Below are 21,059 nucleotides of genomic sequence, written 5' to 3'. Positions count from 1 at the left end.
TCTCTATTTTTGGATCTCACTTGCGTGAAATCCCACTCACTCGTTGTTCAGTTTTCAAAGATCAAGCTCGTCGTCGGTGCCGATTATCTCGTCACCAGCAACTCTTATAATATATCACGTTCGGCCGAGTAATGCAAGCTCTTTTTTTAACTTCTTTTCGAGCTCGGCGTTGATGTTTCTTGGCCGGACTAATAATATACCTCGTCTTACCTCAATCATGCAACCTGTAATTTTTACCATTTGTTTCAGATCATATACAGCAACGATTGGATTAATAGTATAACTATATTTACTATCGCATCAATGAATGTTGGAGTGAATAGAAAAGCCCTCTGCTTCCGGCTATAATCTCAAGAAGTGTATTAGTGCAGCTTAATTTTTTCGGCTCGAACGAGTGATTGATTTAGCGGCCTACTAGAATTACCGGATTGCAATCCCCCATCATTAAGCATTTGAACGAAACTCTCCTTATTATAATCAACCTCCAATTGATGATAGGAATGCCTTCAGTATGAAAAAGCGTATGGCCTCCCAGCAAGCAGGGCAGTGATCGCTAGTATAGATCGTTACTTTCCAGGTGTTTTAGCAAGCTTACTATACAAATGAGCGATCTTTCCTCCAGTTCTAAAAACCAATAAGCCTATATTCCCCAAAAAAGCGATCCAGGTTTTTGCAATTTGGACAACAGCAGGGTCGGGATGCTCTCTACATCAAGCTCGGCGACAATATCCCCTTCAATTTACATTCGTCTTACTCCATCTTACTTGTTCCTACTGTAATCCAACTTAAATTAGTAGAGTTTATTTTTCTTGATCTAATCTATGAAAAAGCTTCCGCTTTTGAATAAAATGCTATATTATATTATTTCAAATGAATAATAAATAATTTTTATGTATATTAATTCGTAACACGTGATGTGAATATAACATATTCATGGAAGCATTGCGGTTCGAATCGATTGGAGGAATGCATACATCATCAGATGCTGGAGTCATCCGTTTTACTAGCAAATTAATAAATAGAGAGAACACTGGGAGGTAAATGATGTCCAAGAAATTATTATCCTTATTGATCGCGTTAACCCTTACGTTGTCCGGAATCCTTCCGGCAGCCTATGCCGGTGAAACTGTTGCTGAAGCACAGCCTCAAGTTCTGACAGTTCCTGCGACAACCGATTCCGGCGTTTCGTCTACGGTTACCTCGGAAGTCTATCAAACTGCTGTACCTACCGTATCAACAGAAGTCTACCAAGCCTCGATGACTGAGGCCAGAACACTGCCGGTTACGCTGACCCTTCCTGAAGGTCTGGCTGCAGACCAGATTACCTGGAAATTCGGCAGAACGGCGGAAGAGATGAAGCCTCTGGCACAATGGAAAAAATGGAACAACGCTTCGAATGTTAGAGCATATACTGGAGACCCGTTCGTAAAAGTAACCTATGCGCCTCTCTCGCCTGCTACGGTGACCGCTCTGGTATACTTCGATATGCCTTTCGGCTCCAACCTGTCGCTTACCGGTATCCGGGCTGAGTACGTAAAGCTTGCAGGAACATACAATCTGACAGCGACTGCTCCTAACGGCGATATGCTGGCGCAGCAGCAAGTGAAGCTGACCCCGTATGATACCTATCATACATATGATGAAATCAAACCGGCGATTGATAAAATTACCGCGAGCAGCAACAATAAATACGGCCGTTATGTGGAGTATCAGCAGATCGGAACGTCCAAGCAGGGACGGGCGATCCACTTCTCCATCGTCGCTAAGGACAAAGCGTCCGTAGACCAATATTTGAACGAAACACTGCCGCTGATGAACAATGACCCTGCTGCATTGCAGGAGATGATCAAAAACGGCCAGTTGCAAAATTATAAAGTGCCGATCTGGTTGAACAACATCCATGCGGATGAAGCCAATGGTGTAGACGTCATCATTAAGTTTTTGGATACGCTGATGACCCAGAAAATCGTCAACTATGATACAACCGATGCGAACGGCAATGTTGTTCCGGTTGCACTGGACATCGACAAGGCGCTGGACAACGTGATTTTCCTGCTCGATTATGTGGAGAATCCGGATGGCCGTGCGCTTAACACACGTGCAACTTCTACGCTGCTTGACCCGAACCGCGACAACTCCTACCAGACACAACCGGAGACTCAGGCAGTTACAGCGCAAATCGCCAAATGGACACCGCTGAGCTTCCTGGACATGCACGGTTTCGTGAGCGGGTTCCTGATCGAGCCTTGTACACCACCGCATGATCCGAACATTGAATACGATCTGGTCTTGGACAATATGCTTGAACAGGCCACAGTCATGGGTAATGCCGGAATCACAAATACCAAATATGATGCATACCACATTCCTTATCTGGAAGCCGAGAAATTAAAAAATGATCCGGAGTATGCTAATCCTTACGGCAATGCAACCGGATGGGATGATGCGTCACCGGCTTACACCGCTGTCTATGCTATGCATCAAGGTGCCCTTGGACATACGATTGAGGTGCCGGAGCTGAATGAAGATTCCCTTGACGCCTTCTATTATGCGGCACTTGCTGCCACAAGCTATGTGCAGGACAACAAAGAGAAGCTGTTCCTGAACCAGCTCGAGATCTTCAAACGCGGAATGAATAACGAAGACCACAAAGAGGTTGACAAGTATTTGGTCAACGCTAAATATGAGTCAATCGGACGTGAACGTGAGACGAAGGAAACGAACTTTTTCCCTGAATATTATGTGCTCCCGGTAGCGAAGGATCTGCAAAAGAACGAACTGGAAACCTACAAAATGGTGCAATACCTGCTTCGCAACGGTGTGAAGGTTGAGAAGACTGTCACTCCGGTAAGCGTGGATGGTATCATTTATCCGGCAGGAACCTACGTAGTGAACATGCATCAGGCTAAACGCGGCTATGCCAACCTTGTCCTGTATGATGGACTGAATGTATCCGACTTCGATGCCATGTATTCCGATACCGTACAGAATTTCGCGGATATGCGGGGATTTGACCGGTATATCAGCCGCAGCGCCGGTGTCTTCTCCGGCAAGACCCAGCAGGTTGGCAGTATCGTCATTCCCACGACAGACCTGAATCAGTACCGTTTTGAGCAGAATTACGTCATCCGCAACAGCAACAATGATGCGATCAAAGCGGTTAACGAATTGCTTGCGAACAAAAAGGCCGTAACTTTGCTCTCCAATGGTGGAACCGGGTATGAAAAGGGAAGCTTCCTGATCTCCAGATCTAATCTGAGAACAGTAGCTTCCAAATACTTGCTCGACCTAGTGCCTTTCAGCGCATCAGGGGATAAGACAGGCAAGCTGCTTAAGCCGGCGAATGTAGGCATTGCCGGAGCACCTTCATTTATATTGTCCGATCTTGGATTTAAAGTGACTACCGATACGGCTGCTGCAGACGTGCTGGTCAATGCCGGCACGGGCTTGATTGCCAGCGGTAAACCATTCATCGGATATGGACGTACGATGTTGAGCAGTATTAAATCTTTGAATCTCTTGCCGGGCTTGGATTTCTCCAATCCGGTGAACCAATCGAACAAAGCGGCAGCACATGAAGGCTTGTTCCAAGCAAACGTCTCGCAGGACAGCGTAATTACTGCTCCTTATGCAGACAACGAATATCTGTATACCGTATCTGCCGCTTATATCACGGCTGTTCCGGAAGACGCTGAAGTACTGGCGAAATACGGAACGGGCGAAGATTTCTTCAAAGCCGGATGGTGGCCGAACAGCGATGCTGCTAAAGGTCAGGTCCTGGCACTGAATTATCAAAAAGATAATGTCCATGTGACATTGTTCGCGAACGATCTGCTCAATAAATATCATCCGCAGAACCAGTTCAGATTACTGGCGAACGCGATCTATGCGTCGGCTCCGGCAGCTTCGGAAACTGACGGTATGGATAACGGTGTGCTTGATCCGGAACCGGCTTCAACGTCTAACCCAGGTTCTAGTGTACCCTTTCCAATCGCAACGCCAGCACCAACTGGGGCTCCGGCTCCAACTGGAGTTCCGGCTACTCAGCAGCCAACAGCTACACCAGCTCCAGCAGCCAGTTTCACGGATCTTGGCAAAGTAGCATGGGCAGCATCTGCTATCGAAGAATTAACGGCTAAAGGCATCATTAACGGCGTAGGCGGCAACTCGTTCGCACCGCTTAAGGAAGTGACCCGCGCCGAATTCATCACCATGATCGTCCGTGCCTTCAACCTGCCGCTGGAGAAGGCTGCCGCTGACTTCAGTGATGTAAAACCTACGAATTGGGCCTACAGCTATATTGCTGCTGGTGTTGAGAGTGGTCTGGTGAGCGGTGTAGGAGGGGGGAGGTTTGAACCCAACCGCTCCATCACACGTGAAGAGATGGCGATCATCGCCGCGAACGCACTGACGAAGTTTAAAGGCAAATCAGTTACCGATGCTGATGCTGCACTCGCGAACTTCAAAGACAAATCGGCCATTGCTTCCTATGGTAAAGACGCGGTTGCTTTGCTCACCCAAGAAGGAATTGTGAAAGGCATGACTGAGGGCCTGTTTGCGCCAAAAGGTATTGCGAACCGTGCCCAAGCCGCTGTCGTTATCAGCAATATCATCAACGTGCAATAAAACGAAACGATTATTGCAGTGAATCTGAACAGGGATGCCCCAGCCGATAGTGGCTTAGGGGCATCCCTGTTTGTCGTAGTGCAGTGTTACGTATCCTCAAATCTACGTGGGCACGATTCACCCCCCCATATTTGGATACGCCATGTTTCCTTTCCTGATGGGTTACGGAGACTTCAATAACGGAAAATCCGTTCATCAATCTATCTTTTCAATGAAGGGCATGAGTCTAAAAATATCCTTGGGATCTGTCTACTGGTCTTTGACCCCGACTTCTATCATTTACCAGGATAATTACAGATCATATATATATAGACAGGTGCGACCACCGAAAGGCGGATCAAAGAGTGACACCTCTGTTCCACATTATTAGCCAAGGAGTCTAACTTTAGGTTCAATCTCTGCAGCCAGCCGTTTCTTCTCCACTTCCTCCATTACGCCTTCACCCTCCACATCGAGATTCGGAAGCAAGCGGTCCAGCCATTTTGGAAAATACCATGCTGACTTCCCAAGCAAGGTCATCACGCCGGGAACAACGAGCAGACGGACGATAAAAGCATCAAAGAGAACACCGAAGGCGAGCGCCAGTCCCATAACCTTAACCATAGGCTCTTCTGCGAGAATGAATCCGGTAAAGACCGCAACCATGATCAGGCCTGCTGCCGTTACGACTCCGCCGCTGTTACGGATACCGGCAAGAACGGACTTTTTGGCATCGCCGCTCTTCTTGAATTCCTCACGCATCCGGCTGACCAGGAATACTTCGTAGTCCATCGCCAGACCGAACAGGACGCCGACTACAATGATCGGCAGGAAATTAAACACCGGTGCCTCCGCATAGAAGTTGAACAGATTCTGGAAATGTCCATCTTGAACGACAAAGGTAACGAATCCCAGGGTCGCACCGAGCGACAGGATGAATCCGAGCACTGCCTTAATCGGAACCAGAATCGAACGGAATACCAGCATGAGCAGTACAAAGGCCAGGCCGACAATGATCAGGCAAAATTTAGGCAATGCCTGGTTTAATTTCTGGGTGATGTCGATATTGACAGCAGTGCTGCCGGTTACACCGATCTTAATATGATCCTGCTGTTCTATTTCCGGCGCCTTATCACGAATCAAATGGACAAGGTCTATGGTTTTCGAATCATTGGGTCCCGTTGTCGGCATAACAGTAATCAGCGAGATCTTTCCGGAAGGTCCGGTGACCGCCGGGTTTACCATAGCGATGTTGGGATAAGTTTTTACTTCTTCAATGACTTTATTGAGATTAGCCGCCGCCTCTTTACCGCCATCCGTTTCGGCCAGAATGACTAACGGACCATGGTATCCCTCACCGTAGGCTTCGGACAAGAGATCGTAGGCCCGCCGTTCGGTTTTATCCGGAGATTTATGCCCATCATTACCTAGCCCCGTCTCCATGTGAAAGAATGGCAGAGCAAGGGTTGCCAGCAACGCTACACCCAGTACTACAGCCACTAAAGGCTGCCCGGTAACAAATCTTCCCCACAAATTGCCGTGGTTTGCCGGCTTCTGATTGCTTCCTTTGCGCTTGGAACGCTTGGTGGGCACTTTCACCTTTTCCCCCAGCAATTCCAGAATCGCCGGTACGACGAATATGGTCATAAGTATTGCGGTCAATACAGTAAGTGCACCAGCTGTACCCATAGCCGTAAGGAAAGGTACTCCAACGAATGAAAACCCGACAAGCGCAATAATGACCGTTACTCCCGCAAACACAACCGCACTCCCGGCTGTACCGTTCGCGATGGCAATTGCTTCCCTTCTTTCGTAGCCTTCGGCAAGCTGCTGCCGGTATCTGGCGATAATGAACAGTGCATAGTCAATGCCGACAGCCAGTCCCAGCATCCCGGCCAGCGATAAGGCAAACGAAGGAATATTTAAGAAACTGGTTCCGATAATAATCAGCATAATCCCAAAGCCTAGGCCTAAACCCGCTGTAAGGATCGGCAGAACGCCGGTAATGATAGAGCCTAATGCTACTGCAAGGATCACCAGGGCCAGCAATACCCCGAGCCCTTCGGTAGGACTGCTGGTTGCCATTTTCACATAGCCGTCTCCGATCAGTTCGGCCTGCCAGCCCGCATCCCGCAGACTTTCGGCAATCCGATTCACTGAATCCTTCGAAACGTCGGTGACATCTGCACCCGGAACTTTATAAGTAATTGTGGCATAGCCAATGGTGCTGTCCGCATTCAACGAATGGTTCTCGTATGGACCTACAACCGAAGAAACCTCCTGATCCGCTGCCACTTCTTTGAGCTTCGCAGTTATAAGCTGCTTAGCTGCTTCAGAGGATAGGGTCTCATTGTCCGGTGCCTTCAGCACCAGCTGGGTCTTGCCAAGGTTACCCTGTGGGTTTGGAAATTCCTTTTCCATAACTTCAAGCGTTTTTTGCGAGGCAAGCCCGGGTATGCTGGTCTCCTCACCAAAATGGATTCCCATCGACAGCGCCACAATAGCGGCTATCACTAACAGAGTAATGCTTCCTATAAGGACTTTAATCCGGTTCTTCGCTGACCAAAACCCCAGCCGGTATAATAATTTAGCCATTTCAGTATCGCTCCTCTTTACTAAGGTTTTATCTATGTCTTAATCTTACAAACCGGCTAACTGTTCAACATCGTCCAAACGGGCAGACCGCATTTGCCCTTTCGGGCAGCCCTTTAGTCCAAAAGAAAAAGCCCTACACATACCGTGGGGCCTCGCTTTAAAATGTGAATATAAAAACAAAAACATGCGAAAGAATTCCTTCGCATGCCCAAGTTACATATGTAAGATCCCTCGTTCCAGACCGATAGCCACCGCCTGAGACCGCGAATCCACTCCGAGTTTATTGTAAATACTCGTTAAATGTGCTTTTACCGTTCGTTCTGCAATTCCCATATCTGAGGCGATTTCCTTGCTTTTGAAACCCTGAGCTACGCTCTGCAGAATTTGAGTCTCTTTATCGGTCAGCAGAGAGGCTTCCTCATTAGCAGAGTTAGAAGCCTTGTAATTCTCACGGGTGGCTATGACTCTTTCCATAATCTCTGACGTAAGTAAGGTCTCCCCTCTCACCGCAGATTCAATATTTCTGAACAGATTCTCCCGGCTTGTGTCCTTTAGCAGGTATCCCCTCGCCCCCAAAGCCAGACCGTTAATCATTAGATCATCCTCGTTATAGGTCGTCAGAATGATTACCGGAACAGGGCTGTTCTTGCTTTTCAATACCTTCATTGCTTCCAGTCCGCTCATCACCGGCATATTTAAGTCCATGAGGACAACGTCCGGCTGCAACTCATCAATGAGGTGTATTGCCTCCTGCCCGTTTCCTGCTTCCCCGACAATTTGAAACCGTTCGTCGGTTTCCATAATCAGCTTCAAGCCTTCCCTGACAACGAAATGATCGTCTACGATCAGGATTTTGTACCGGTTCATATAGATTCTCCCTCGGTGAATGATACCTCAATTTGTATACTCGTGCCTGCCGGACTGCTGCGCACTTTCATTTCTCCTCCAATCAGCCGCACCCGTTCCTGGAGGCCCAGTAGACCATAATGTCCGGCTTCCTTTCCAATAGCGTCCGTATTGAACCCAGATCCGTTGTCCCTAATCTCCATAAATAACAGGCCTCTTTGATCAGACAGGGTAACCCATACCTTGTCAGCCTTCGCATGCCGGGCAATGTTGGTAAGACTCTCCTTCACAATATGCAGACTGTGCTCCATTATCATCCTGGACAAACGTTTGTCGAGTTTAAGATACGTTGCAACGGCTATACCTGTGGCCTCCGTAAAATGCTGCACTTCATCGTCAACAGCTTCCCTAAAATCAATCTCCGACGCTGATTTCGCCCGAAGATTATCAATAGCCCGGCGGGCTTCTGCCAAGGTTGTGCGGGCCTGTTTCATGGACTGCTTGATGATTTCCTGAGTCCGCTCCGTACGGCCTTGTGCTATATGCGCATCTGCCGCTTCGAGTTGCATAATTAATCCAGCCACCCCCTGTGCCAGGGTATCGTGCAGATCGCGAGCCATACGTTGACGTTCATTGGAGAGCGTTAACTCCTCCACTTTCTTGTGAGCCTCCTGAAGATCCCGCAAGAAATTCTGGGTCTTGAGCCGTTCGTGAACCTGCTGAAAGAACAACAGGGCATAGGCCACAACAACAATCAGCATCAGGGTGAAAAAGGGAAGGAATAATATGAGTTCATCCGTATCTCCTAAAGTAAGCATTGCATCAAAAAACAAGATAATACTGATCAAGGCAACGAGAACGACTCTTTTGATCCGATAGGAAAACCCCAGACTTTGAGCGACCAAGACTGGAAGCAGTCCAATTAACACGGCTTGATAACCGTCTGGCATCAGAATCGCGCATAAGTAAATCAGGATGCCTTGGATCGAAAAGTATAACCAGAATTGCTTGTTTGTCCTAATCCGAAATGAGTTCCAGTGTATTAAGACATGAACCGTGAAAAGACAAGTGAAAACTGAACTGGATAAAATCAAAGGGTTCTTAAAAAACTGCATGATTATTGCCGATACATAAACCGTTGACATCCAGATCAAAACGGAATGTCTGGATGTGAACAATTCATTAATAGATTGCATTCCAGCTCTTTGTTCTTTCACTTAGACAACCCTCCTTATCATCCATTATATATGACTTTCTTACTGATGATACAGCTTCATTAAGGCTTTGATAGAGTCCGACACTTGACTGTTCAGGTAGCATCGAAGATAATTACAACCTCACCAAAATACTCCAGCAAGAAGATCATTAATATAGAAAAGGGGCGGTCGTCATCAGTTGGTTAAATGATCTCTATAAATTACAGAAGCGGGAGCTGAAAAAGGACATCGAACCCTCTTTAATTAATGCCATCTTCCGGATGTATGACAGATTCCCCAGGATCGGACTGAAAGAGCGGATCGGCCAGCAGGATATGTCTCTGGATATCGCTGACGCCTACATTAATGGCCATAACGCGATGATTGAAGCCGGGGTCGGCATCGGCAAATCCTTTGCCTACCTTATTCCCGGCCTGCTCATTAACCAAGTCTCCCGGCAGCCGGTCATTATTGCCACCTCCTCCATCCAGCTTTCAGAACAGATACATAAAGATCTCAGATTCATCGGAAGCCGTCTCGGATTTACCACGGTCCGCTCCGTTGTCGGAAAAGGCATGGGGCAGTATGCCTGCCGGTACAGAGCAGCAGAGCTGTTCAAGCCTGATGATTCAAGCTCCCCTCTGTCTACGCTTGCCGGGCGTATTTTGAATTACGAGATTGATGAAAGAGCGGACATTGAGGGCGGAACCAGTGATACAGTATGGTCTAACGTTTGTGTAAATGACTGTAAATTTGAACATTGCCATTATAAAAGCACATGTACGTTCTACGAGATGAGAGCGAAGATTAATGCCAGCGCCGGCGATATGGATTTCATTATCGTAAACCAGGACCTGCTTATCCGTGATCTGATCAAGAAAAAAGAAGGAACCAAGGGCTTAATCACGGAACGGCCGGCCCTGATCGTCATAGATGAAGCTCATAATCTGGAAGCAAAGGTCAGAGATGCAGGAACACTCGAGTTCACTTTCCGGGGCACCTGCCGCATACTGGACGACGTCTTGCAGATTCTCTTCAAGCAATCCGCAGATCCGGGACTTATGGGGCAATTCAAATTTATAAAAAGATGCGTTGGCCATATCTTTAAACAAGTAGAGGCGGATCTGCTTCACACAGCCAAACAGGACAATGACCGGATAAAAGTATCGGAGATTACAGGAATTCCGTTAAGACGGGCGGTGCAGATTTTGAAAGAGCTCAGTCTCAGCCTTTCCGTCTTAACTTCCCGGCGTGAGCGGGAAATCGACAATGCTTTTGAAGCCATGAACGGACTTATCGACCTCTTTGATGTGCTCGCCGGAGCAAAGGACAACTATCTGATCTGGGCAAGCAACAGCCAGCGGGAGAGTACCATCAGTATCTGCCCAAAGGGCATAAGCCAATTTCTAAAGTATACTTTATTTAACGGGAAGACATCCGTGATCTTAACGTCAGCAACCATGTGCCAAGGCGGAGAAACGCTGGAGGAACAATACGCTTATCTCACTGAGTCCCTCGGGTACAGGGGAGATTATATGGAGCGCCAGGCTTCACCGTTTGATTACGACAACCACACCATGATGTATATTGCCAAGGGCGTCCCCTACTATAACCATAAGGACCGGAAAAGTTATCTTGATGCGGCCTACAAGGAAATGCTGAGGCTCTGTAATTTAACGGGCGGGCGGACATTGGTCCTTTTTTCAGCTAAGGAGGATATGAAGTATATCCATGAGAGATTAAACTCTGAGGCGCTTACATGGACGCTACATGTGCAAAGAGAAGGTTCGTCCCAAGACGGGGTGATCGCTGAATTCCGGGGCAGTAAAGGCGTCCTTCTTAGTACCGGTGTATTCTGGGAAGGTGTGAATATTGAAGGTTCAGATTTGTCGCAATTAATCATTTTCCGTCTGCCTTTCCCTGTTCCTTCCGATCCTATCTATGAATATAAGGCATCTCTGGCCGAAAATCCCTTGAATGATGTGTTTGTACCGGACATGCTGCTTCGGTTAAGACAAGGAACCGGCCGTCTGATCCGCAGTGAAACTGACCTTGGTGTACTCAGCATACTTGACTCCCGGCTGTCCGCTGCAGCCAAAAAGGATTACCGGGAACAAGTGCTGGAAGCTTTACCTTTTAAAAAGGTTACCGAGGATTTCAGGGTTCTGGAGAAGTTCGTGAACGAAAAAGGGATACAGCGTAGTGATCCGCGCTCCCTCGCTTAATCACCACTCCATGAGCTCTTTAATTTGAGCAGTCAGTTTGTCCGCCGCTTTACGGTGAGTGGCCTGGGACGGATGGAAGTCGGCTGCGTATCCGTCAGCTTCCAGCTGCACATCAAACTTCATTGTGTTAATATTGCTATCGCCTGTATCCCGGGTATATTGTTTCACTGCTTGTTCGACAAAAGGATACAGCCTGTCTCCCATGATACCCAGCGTACACAGAATTGGAGCATGCGGATTGTTGCGTCTGACCATTTTAAGAAATTCAACATATTGTTCAGCATATTCCGTCTGCTTGCTGATATCCTCTTTGGTGTAGGAATCGTCATTCGTTCCAAGATTAATGACAATCAGACCGGGCACAAACTTCCTGAAGTCCCAACGCAGATCTTGGGGCAGCACACAACCATCAAATTCCCCCTCAGACTTTCCCACTTTTTCATAATAATCCGGGATCAGGTGTGTGGTAAGCTTTTGATCGTTTTCCGTGTAGCCTGTAATGATGCCGTATCCGCTGTACGAAACCATGCTGTAGTCCGCATGAAGCTGCTGCGCGGTGAGGTAAGCATAGGTTTTTGTAACATCTTCCGTAGCCGTAGAAAAAGAATGCAGCCCAACCTCATCATCAACACCATAGCCGCAAGTAATGGAGTCACCGATAAATTCAATTTTATGTACTTCATCCGGGGTTGGCTTAATTCCATCCGCTGCATCGACAGCGATTTCCTCAATTCCTACCGTAGACATCGCCGCCTCTGATAATTTGATGAGCCTTATCGTGACGTTCTGCGCAGTTTCGCTTTCAAATACAGTATACGATTGGAGCGGTTGATCCACCTGATCGTCAATAACCCTTTTGCCGTTTACACTGATGCCGATTCTAGCGAGATTATTGCCGGATGAGGCAATAGCATCACCTCTTAATGCGATCTCCGCTTTTGTACCATGGAAGGAAAATTCCACGCCGCCGCCTGAGAGCGCCAGCCACAGTACATCGTTGGAATAATGAGTCCGGCCGATGATTTTCACATGTTCATTCGTTGCTTTAAAACTTTGAGTTTTTAGGGACATAATAACCTTCCTTCGCAGCATTTATATATGTAACAGTAACAAAGGTGCTTTCTGTTTTCAATAAGTCGCGTTAAGATCAATGCTGAAGCATCTTCACTTACTGCTAGGAGGACATTATGGATATTCCCAGAGGCACCTACGGCTTTCGGTTCGCGGAAGATAAGGAGCTCCAGCTGTGCGTATTATTTGCGGCCGGGTCTGATTCAATCACCACGCCGTCTTATCGCTGGGACGGTCTGGAGCGGAACGATGGGCCACTTCTGTTGTTCCAATACACCCTCTCCGGAGAAGGCGTATTTGAGTCGGGGGACCGGACGCACCGTGTTACCGCCGGGCAGGCTTTTCTCGCCGAAATTCCCGGACCCCACCGCTATTATTATCACCCGGAATCAGCAGAGCCTTGGGAATTCCTGTTCCTGCTCTTCCGGCCCGATCTGATTCTGCCCCACTTTCGCAAGTTCTTGCGTGAAGCAGGAGAAGTTCCTTATCTGCCCGCAGACTGTGCACCGGTCCGGGTATTACGGATGATTGTAAACGATGCGGCAGCCGGCAGAATCTCCGACCCTCTTATTGCCTCGTCGTGCATCTATCAGTTCATGACAGAGCTCTCCAGGCTGCAAGTGACAACACTGCGGAACAGGGACAACTGGTCAGAGAACGTGAGGCGCGCAGCCGAATTTATTGAGCATAACTATTCACGGATGATCAGCATCGATCAGCTTTCCGAGCATGTCTCCCTATCCAAATACCATCTGATCCGCCGCTTCTCGGCCAGCACGGGTCTGACTCCTGGCGCTTATCTGACCCGTGTCCGTACGGAGAAGGCCATGGAGCTGCTCAGAGGAACCGGTCTCAGCATAGAAACCATTGCTGAGCAGATCGGCTACTCCAGCGGGAGTTATTTCATCAAGGCGTTCCGAAGCTTAACCGGACTTACACCCGGAGAATTCCGAAGCGGGGGCGAAAGCCTTACCTACCGCAGGCTGTTTTTCGATTAACCGCAATATAGTGCTATTCGGCTCGTAAGATTACTATAGATATCGCTAATCTCCTTTATTATGATGAAACTAGAAAGAGCAATAATACATCAGTAAAGGAGATTCATAATGGATCATAAGCTTGCAGCACCTACTCCGCCGCTGGGCTGGAACAGCTGGGACTGCTACGGCGCGGCCGTAACGGAAGAAGAAATACGCGGAAATGCACAGTATATGGCAGAACACCTCAAAGCCTTCGGCTGGAGCTATATTACCGTTGATATTCAGTGGTACGAGCCTTATGCGAACTCTTCACAATACCGGCCGTTTGTTCCGCTGATTACGGATGAATATTCCCGGCTGATGCCCGCTGAGAACCGCTTCCCTTCCGCAGCGGGCGGCCTTGGCTTCAAGCCCTTAGCCGATTATGTGCACAGTCTTGGGCTGCAATTCGGTATTCATATTATGCGCGGTATCCCGCGGCAGGCTGCCCATGCGGCCACACCGATCTTGGGTACAACTGCGACGGCACGCGATATTGCACATACGAACTCCATCTGTCCATGGAATACAGATATGTACGGAGTGGATGCCTCCAAAGAAGGGGCACAGGCGTATTATAATTCTCTCTTTGAACTGTATGCAGAATGGGGCGTTGACCTGGTGAAGGTCGACGACATCGCCGCTTCCAGGCTGTACGATACTCATCAGCCTGAGATCGCTCTAATCTCCCAGGCGATTGAGCGCTGCGGCCGGCCCATGGTGCTGAGCCTCTCTCCTGGCCCCGCTCCGGTGGAATACGCAGAATTCTTCACCGGACATGCCAACATGTGGCGGGTTACAGATGACTTCTGGGACCTGTGGCCGCTGTTGCTGGATATGTTCGACCGCTGCCGGAAATGGCAGGGCGTACCTCAAGCCGGCTGCTGGCCGGACTGCGATATGCTGCCGCTCGGTCATATTGGTATCCGCTCTGTGGATGGCGGCGGGGAGGACCGCTGGACCCGGTTCACGCGTGATGAGCAGCTGACGATGATGTCGCTTTGGAGTATCTTCCGCTCTCCGCTCATCTTTGGCGGTGAATTGCGGGACAATGATGACTGGACGCTTGCACTGCTTACCAACCGTGAGGTTCTGCGCATGCACCGGGAGAGCCACGGAGCCAGGGAAGCGCTCTGCAAAGATGATTTTATCGTCTGGACCGCTGAGCACTCCGATGGCACTCGTTATGCTGCTGTATTCAACGTTGGCGAAAGCCCGCTGCAGTTGGATCTGGCCCTTGAAGAGCTTGGCCTGAGTGGCGCAGCCGCCGGCACCGAGCTGTGGAGCGGAACGCCTGCCGAACTTACCGCAGGTGCGCTGCAGACCACTGTTCCACCGCACGGCGTACGCCTCTATAGCTTCCTGTAAAGAAAAGCCGGTTCTCCAGATTGTCTGGAAAACCGGCTTTCTTTTTGTGCAGAGAATGGGGGTACAAGTAAACTCCCGCACCGGATTAAAAGTGGTACACGATCAGTATAGGAAGCAGCCCAATCAAAACCGCCTGATAACCTTCCCGCATTAAAATCGCACACAAATAAATCAATGCGGCTTGGAGGCAAATAATTCGCTGATATTCTGCATCCCATTCTTTTCGTTCATTTGTCCTCCTCTTTACAGTTGGCTAATAAATGTTTTTCAACATTATCATTCTGTATTATCTTTGATGATTCATTATGCTGGTCTATATCTTATTTCCTCCTTTAATATGGTACATAATCCCTTTCTTTTTGAGCCAGCCAATGAGTATAGCATCCATGAATCCTGTGTATCTACCCTTCAAAACCCAATATTTAGATACGCCGTGTTTCTTTTTTTGATGGGTTACAGTTACTTCAATGACAGAGAATCCATTCATCTTGGCCAGTGTGGGCAAAAAACGATGCATTCCATTGTATAAATGAAAGCTGTCCGCTACCTCCCGGGTGAAGAGCTTCAGTGGGCAGTCTGTATCATAAATCGTTTCTCCAGTAATCCAATTGCAGATTCTATTGTCAAGACGCGAGGATATTTTTTTAAATCTGTTGCCTTTACGTTCCATGCGTCTTCCATTTACTAAATCAATTTTTCCGATAAATGGCATTAGCCTGAAGATATCCCGGGGATCTGTCTGCATATCTGCATCCATCAGGGCGATTAACTCACCTCTGGAACTTTTTATTCCGGCTGAAATGGCGGCTGTCTGCCCGTAGCTTTTTTTGAAATGAATAACCTTTACAGCCGGATCTATCTGGGCGATTTCATTAAGCAGTAAAGAACTACGGTCCTTGCTTCCATCATTGACCAGCACAATTTCATAATTCTCGACTTTTCCTTTCAGCGCTTCTGCAATACTCAAGTACAGATCATATATATTTTCCTCTTCATTATAGACAGGTACGACGATTGAAAGACGGATCATCGCAAACACCTCGATTTCTGAAATAGATAATGAAATAAAATCGCTTTGTCATCTTTGCCGTTGGCAGCACTTGATTTGACCATTCATTCGTCTCTTCTTTGCCGCTATGTTCTCTATACTTTTATCTTATAGCAGGGGCGAACTTCCGGCATCGTCCAAAGGGGCGGAGCGCCTTGCCCTTTTGGGCAAGCCAAAAAAGCCCCACAATGCGGAGCTTAGCTTCATTGCTTATTCCTAGAATAAAACGTGAGTTTTCCCTCAATAGGCTTCCCACTATGTCTAGCCAGAAAACGTTCTGCCAGCAGCGGCTGGTACCGCAGTAACATCCATATTTTTCGTTGAATAAATAAAAAATCAACCCATTCATTGTTCATGAGTTGATTTCGTATATGTCCTAATCAGCAAATCATAATATCAGCCATCTTAAGGTGTCGCTCTAAATATTTTGATATCTAACCCTAACTCGGTTGAATGCCCTTCCCCAACAAGCATACTGCCATTTAAGAAAGACAAAGCTTTACTATCTGTAATCATTTTAGGAGAAGTGCGGAACAATAAGGTTTTCAGTTTTTTATTGATTTCCCCGTTATTTTCGATGTAAATTTTGCAGGCTTGTCCTGTATAGTCCCTTCCCTGAAGCATATACCTTGCAGATAGACTATGTCGATTTCCAAATGCCCCAATAATTTGGGTGTCCACCCCGCCATCAAGCACAGTTCCTTCGAAATACTTTCCTGTCACAGTGCCTGTAAAAGAAATCATAACTACAGAATCACCGTCATTATTGCGTAATTCATGCGTGTTCCCTATTTCAACATGTACAGTGAGCACTTCCTCAAATTCCATGAGATCCCTCCTTAGTGTGGACGATTTAAGTGAGCAGATAAAAATTTAGCGGTAATGTCGAGTACCTGAGGATTCCAGAAGCCTGGTCCATGATCTGCACCTGCTACCTTATAAAATAAAACGTTATGTCCATGCTCTTTCAAAGCTTTGTACATCTCTAAACTTTGGTTAATATGTACAACTTGGTCACTGTCTCCATGTACAATCAGAAAGGGCGGAAGCGCTCTATCCAAATCCTGATGAAGCGGACTTGCCTTCTTCGCCAATTCAGTATGTTCCTTTACTTTTCCGCCAATAAACAAGCCTTCAGGAGAATCGGCTGCATCATGGTCAAGGATATTATTATACTTCCCTAAGGTCAGCAGGTCCGAAATCCCATAATAGTCAATTACTGCGCTGACTTCGTCCGACTGTTCACTGTATAAACCATTATCATACCTGCCTATGGTAAGTCCCGTCATTAAGGAAAGGTGCCCGCCGGATGAATCCCCCCATACCGCTATGCGGTCCGGATCAACACCATATTCCTCTGCATTCCTGCGCATGAACCGGATCGCGCATTTCACATCCTCAACGGCAGCCGGAAAACGCGCAATCCCAGTATCCCTTATTTCTACACTGGCTACCACGTATCCCTTTGCCGCAATATGAGAGAGATTAGGAATTTGAGAGTATAAATCCTGCTTTTCCCAAGCGGAACCTTGGATAAAGACGACTAGAGGAAATTTATATCCAATGCGGCCTGGTATAATAATTTGCAGCTTTCTTTCCAAATCACCGTATGTTGCGTAAACTACATCAGGGCGGTAAGTGCAAGAATAATAAGAGCCTCCTTCCGCAAAATCCCCGTAAAGAATCTGTGTTCCTTCGGGTATTTCATTAGCTGCAATATCTGCTGCTTTCTGATCCACTAGCAACAACTCCTTGTATATAAAAAGTAGCATTACTAAATCCCTCTATATTAATGGTACCATACTTATTTATGATATAGCATGGATTGTCACGTATATAACAAAAGCATCTCATCCGCATATCTATAGTCCCCGTCTCTTGTAGTACTCACGCCTAATTTGACATTGATACTTATGTTAACGATTTGCATGATAATAATTCGCTTGCCGCTTCACCTTATAAAACACATAGTGTTGTCGCGTGCACAGACTACAGGCTGCAAACAGCACATTCCATTGGAGAGGATCCTGCTCAAAAAAATGTTGCCTAAAAAATAAACCACGAACACTCTCCTGGAACAGGAGAGTGTTCGTGGTGAAGTATTTAATCTTTTATAATAAGGCCGCGTATAGGAGTGATGCAACTCAGACTTCTATCCATCCGTTAGCGATCACTTTTTTATACCAGAAAAAGCTGTCTTTTGGCTTTCGCACTAATGAATTAAAATCTACATGTATCAGCCCAAAACGCCTGCTGTAACCGTCAGCCCACTCAAAATTATCGAGCAAAGACCAGGCGATATAGCCCTTTACCAGTACCCCTGCCTCCATTGCCCGGTTTAACTGAGTTAAATGTTTGCTGAGATATGAAATACGCTTGTTATCCTGAACTTTTCCCTGGACCGGATTGTCATCATAACATGCTCCGTTTTCGGTGATGTAGATAGGGATTTGACCATAACGTTCCGTAATGTGTACGAGCACCTTATATAGGCCTTCAGGGTAAATCGGCCAGTTAAAGTCTGTTCTTTCATAACCTTCATCTATGTCTTCAAGCTCAAATAGGCCATTATCCTTCTTATAACGCCCCAAGGAGCCGGTATAATAGTTAATTCCAAGGAAGTCAATCGGCTGCTTAATATCTTCCATGTCTCCTTGCTGAACATTCACCTTCGCGCCATGGGCCTCAAAGGCTGCAGTCATGAATTCAGGATATTCCCCTTTAAAGATAGGGTCCATGAACCATTCAACCATCCACCCTATTCTGCGGCGGCAAGCACCGGCATCTTCCGGTTTAGAGCTAAACGGTTCACGCCAGCTTACATTCGGAGCATAACCAATTTGCCCAGGAACCTCCAGCTGCCGGAATAGCTTCACTGTTCTGCCGTGAGCGATCATCAGATGATGAGCAACATCAAGTGCGCTTTGCAGATTCTTCTCACCCGGAGCCAGGTCTCCAACGTAATGGGCTTTGAAAGAGACACACCAAGGCTCATTGAAGGTAGTCCAGTATTTGATTTTTCCCTGGAATGATTTGAACATCTCTCCGGCATACAGGGCAAAAGCATCAATGGTGTTACGATTCTTCCAGCCTCCTGTATCCTGAAGAGCCTGTGGAAGATCCCAATGATAAAGGGTACAAAAAGGCTCAATTCCGTTGTCGAGCAGCTTGTCCACTAGCCTATGGTAAAAGTGAAGCCCTTCCTTGTTAAGCTCTCCCGTGCCGTTCGGGAAAACTCTGGACCAGGATATGGAGAACCGGTAAGTGCGTAACCCGAGCTTTTTCATATACGCAATATCTTCCTCATAGTGATGGTAATGTCCACAAGCGATATCACCGTTATCACCATTTCGTATATTCCCTGGAGTATGTGCGTAGGTATCCCAGATTGAAAGGCCGCGTCCACCCTCGTTCCAGGCTCCTTCTACCTGATAAGCAGCAGTAGCTGCCCCCCACAGAAAGTCCTTAGGAAACTGTATAATTGACAATACAATTCACTCCATTTCCCTGTATATAAAATAATCAAAGTCTGCCTGCTTTCGGGTGCCTCTCAAATCCTGTGCACACACTCCAACGAATGTCCCTGTAAATCTTAAAGGCTCAGCAGCTTCATCCGAAAGATGCAGAATATTAATCTCTTCGCCAACCGGGCACCAGTTATTATCCTCAGTTGCATAATAAAATTGCAGACGGTCCCGGTGGACTATAGCCTTTAAACGAACCGGACCATATTGCGGCAGCTTCAGATCAGCTGCGAGCAGCTCATCGTATACCCCATGCTTCGATTCAATAACTCCAATTACTCTGCCGTGCTTCTCGAGATGGGTAATCCTTAAGTACACATAATCTTCCGTGTTGTAATATAGAATTAGGCCTGCCATCTGCTGAAAGCTCTCCGGCTCGAACTCAATTACCGTTTCTGCCTCAATACTAAATGACTGCTGCCGACGGGCAATCAGACTCTGCCTATGCAGAGAGCTTAAAGACTCCATTCCTTTTATGCGCAGAAAACCCTCCCGTTCACTAAGGGTGAGCCAGCTTGAATCCGGCGGGATTCGGAGTGTGCTCCAATGGCTGCCCAGCAAGGGTTCATCAAAATCATCCCGCTCCAGTTCCGGTTTAAACGGATGAAGCGGGAGGGCTGGAGCCTGTACCGTAGCAGAAGGAGCGTTCCCTCCCCCTTCCAAACGGAGCCAGCCTTTCTCGTCCCAATAACATTTCTGCAGTGCTGTCTCCCTGCCCAGCGTACAATGATGACCATCCGCCGGTCTTGCGCAAAGGTGGGCCATATACCATTCGCCATTTTGGGTTTCAACTAAGGAAGCATGCCCTGCTTTTTGGAGAGTCAACCCGGAATTACCACTGCTGGTCAGCACCGGATTAAGCGGATCAATTTCGTAGGGTCCATGAAGGCAAGCCGATCGCGCGACAGTAACAGCATGCTGGTACCCGGTTCCACCCTCCGCAGTAATCAGGTAGTAGTAGTCACCCTGCTTATACAGGTGCGGCCCTTCCGTAAATCCTAATTCTGTTCCTTCAAAGATGGTTGCAGCCGGACCCACCAGTCTTTGCTCCGAGTGTGAATATTCCTGAATGACAATGCCTCCGAACTTGTTCTTCCCCTTCCGGAAATCCCATAACATGCTCAGCAGCCATTTCCGGCCGTCATCATCATGAAACAAAGAGGGATCGAACCCGCTGCTGTGCAGATATACCGGTTCCGACCATGGACCTTCTATATCTGCTGCTGTCACAAGGTAGTTGTGGGTGTCCTTAAAAGCACCTTTGTGAGACTTAACATCTGTATAAATTAAATAGAAGAGACCGTTATCATAAGTCAGACAGGGTGCCCATACACCGTCGGAATCTCCGTTCCCCTGCATGTTCAGTTGCGATATCCGGTCCAGTGGCCGCTTCAGCAATCTCCAGTGAATCAGGTCCTTGGAATGGTGAATCTGAACGCCCGGGAACCACTCAAAAGTGGAAGTGGCAATATAGTAATTGTCTTCTACGCGTACAATAGACGGATCAGGGTTGAATCCGCGTAGTACGGGATTAGTAATGGCATTCATCTTATTAATTTCCT

13 protein-coding genes are annotated in these 21,059 nt (G+C 47.4%); 4 read left to right on the top strand and 9 right to left on the bottom strand.

What is annotated here, in order from left to right:
* Positions 1-1,044: 1,044 nt before the first annotated feature.
* A complete protein-coding gene (locus ACTJKB_RS29775) occupies positions 1,045-4,626 on the top strand; it encodes an S-layer homology domain-containing protein (RefSeq protein ID WP_440837864.1) in 3,582 nt (1,193 codons plus the stop codon).
* Between the two features lie 366 nt (positions 4,627-4,992).
* Here the strand turns inward: ACTJKB_RS29775 and ACTJKB_RS29770 are convergent, their stop codons facing one another.
* The 3 genes from ACTJKB_RS29770 to ACTJKB_RS29760 all read right to left on the bottom strand — a co-directional run bounded on the left by ACTJKB_RS29770 (position 4,993) and on the right by ACTJKB_RS29760 (position 8,996).
* On the bottom strand, positions 4,993-7,200 hold the full coding sequence (locus tag ACTJKB_RS29770) for an MMPL family transporter (protein WP_440837863.1): 2,208 nt from the start codon (positions 7,198-7,200) through the stop codon (positions 4,993-4,995).
* A 213-nt stretch (positions 7,201-7,413) separates the two neighbouring features.
* The gene (locus ACTJKB_RS29765) at positions 7,414-8,067 is read right to left on the bottom strand and encodes a response regulator (protein WP_440837862.1); all 654 of its coding nucleotides are present in this window, start codon (positions 8,065-8,067) and stop codon (positions 7,414-7,416) included.
* Positions 8,064-8,996, bottom strand: a complete 933-nt coding sequence (locus ACTJKB_RS29760) for a sensor histidine kinase (protein ID WP_440837861.1) — start codon at positions 8,994-8,996, stop codon at positions 8,064-8,066. The genes ACTJKB_RS29765 and ACTJKB_RS29760 overlap by 4 nt, the downstream gene beginning before the upstream one ends.
* A 527-nt stretch (positions 8,997-9,523) precedes the next feature.
* On the opposite strand from ACTJKB_RS29760, the gene ACTJKB_RS29755 reads away from it, so the two are divergent.
* Positions 9,524-11,467, top strand: coding sequence for an ATP-dependent DNA helicase (locus tag ACTJKB_RS29755; RefSeq protein ID WP_440837860.1), 1,944 nt, complete (start codon positions 9,524-9,526; stop codon positions 11,465-11,467).
* Here the strand turns inward: ACTJKB_RS29755 and ACTJKB_RS29750 are convergent, their stop codons facing one another.
* Positions 11,468-12,538, bottom strand: a complete 1,071-nt coding sequence (locus ACTJKB_RS29750) for an SGNH/GDSL hydrolase family protein (protein ID WP_440837859.1) — start codon at positions 12,536-12,538, stop codon at positions 11,468-11,470.
* Between the two features lie 116 nt (positions 12,539-12,654).
* Here ACTJKB_RS29750 and ACTJKB_RS29745 point away from each other — a divergent pair, with 116 nt between their 5' ends.
* Both ACTJKB_RS29745 and ACTJKB_RS29740 read left to right on the top strand, forming a co-directional pair.
* Positions 12,655-13,536 (top strand): helix-turn-helix domain-containing protein, encoded by an 882-nt coding sequence (locus tag ACTJKB_RS29745; RefSeq protein ID WP_440837858.1) that lies wholly within the window; start codon positions 12,655-12,657, stop codon positions 13,534-13,536.
* A 108-nt stretch (positions 13,537-13,644) separates the two neighbouring features.
* Positions 13,645-14,925, top strand: a complete 1,281-nt coding sequence (locus tag ACTJKB_RS29740; RefSeq protein ID WP_440837857.1) for a glycoside hydrolase family 27 protein — start codon at positions 13,645-13,647, stop codon at positions 14,923-14,925.
* Positions 14,926-15,238: 313 nt separating this feature from the next.
* Here the strand turns inward: ACTJKB_RS29740 and ACTJKB_RS29735 are convergent, their stop codons facing one another.
* From ACTJKB_RS29735 to ACTJKB_RS29715, 5 genes are all read right to left on the bottom strand, one after another.
* Positions 15,239-15,955, bottom strand: coding sequence for a glycosyltransferase family 2 protein (locus tag ACTJKB_RS29735; RefSeq protein ID WP_440837865.1), 717 nt, complete (start codon positions 15,953-15,955; stop codon positions 15,239-15,241).
* Between the two features lie 423 nt (positions 15,956-16,378).
* The gene (locus ACTJKB_RS29730; RefSeq protein ID WP_440837856.1) at positions 16,379-16,801 is read right to left on the bottom strand and encodes a DUF3237 family protein; all 423 of its coding nucleotides are present in this window, start codon (positions 16,799-16,801) and stop codon (positions 16,379-16,381) included.
* Between the two features lie 11 nt (positions 16,802-16,812).
* Entirely contained in the window at positions 16,813-17,712 is a 900-nt protein-coding gene (locus ACTJKB_RS29725) for an alpha/beta hydrolase fold domain-containing protein (RefSeq protein ID WP_440837855.1), read from the bottom strand.
* Positions 17,713-18,117: 405 nt separating this feature from the next.
* Positions 18,118-19,461 (bottom strand): GH1 family beta-glucosidase, encoded by a 1,344-nt coding sequence (locus ACTJKB_RS29720; protein ID WP_440837854.1) that lies wholly within the window; start codon positions 19,459-19,461, stop codon positions 18,118-18,120.
* Positions 19,462-19,467: 6 nt separating this feature from the next.
* Positions 19,468-21,045 carry a glycoside hydrolase family 43 protein gene (locus ACTJKB_RS29715; protein ID WP_440837853.1) on the bottom strand — a complete coding sequence of 526 codons (1,578 nt, stop codon included), beginning with the start codon at positions 21,043-21,045 and terminating at the stop codon, positions 19,468-19,470.
* Positions 21,046-21,059 lie beyond the last annotated feature (14 nt).

The organism is Paenibacillus sp. 22594, from assembly GCF_052044425.1.
In the GTDB taxonomy this organism is placed as follows: Bacteria; Bacillota; Bacilli; order Paenibacillales; family Paenibacillaceae; genus Paenibacillus_AQ.
The sequence above is the reverse complement of the archived record's forward strand: the minus strand, read 5'-3'. Positions and strand labels throughout refer to the sequence as shown.